This window comes from Bartonella sp. AP258QHHD, assembly GCF_042196145.1.
Classification (GTDB): domain Bacteria; phylum Pseudomonadota; class Alphaproteobacteria; order Rhizobiales; family Rhizobiaceae; genus Bartonella.
Window position 1 is genome coordinate 882 of record NZ_JBHIPR010000017.1, and the last position, 300, is coordinate 1181.

General features: G+C 37.7%; 1 protein-coding gene. It reads left to right on the top strand.

What is annotated here, in order from left to right; translation table 11 throughout:
- A partial coding sequence (locus ACFIMM_RS02225) for a hypothetical protein (protein WP_375692591.1) occupies positions 1-300 on the top strand: 300 nt, incomplete at both ends.

Sequence of the window (300 nt, forward strand, 5' to 3'; positions counted from 1 at the left end):
GGTAAAGCACCAACTTACACAATTCAGGGTAATTCTCATAATGATGTTGGTTCTGCTTTTAATGCTGTTGATACTTCTATCACGAATATCCAAAATCAGATTACGAATGCGACAAAAAATAGCCTCGTTAAGCAGGAGGAAAATGAAGGTACTATCACCATAGGTAAGGCAACAGGAGGTTCTCTAATTAATATTGCAAATAATGCAGGCAACGATAGGACAATTTCTGGTGTGAAGGCAGCTGTGAATGGTAATGAAGCTGTTAACAAAGCCCAGCTTGATAAAAGTATAGAGAAGATT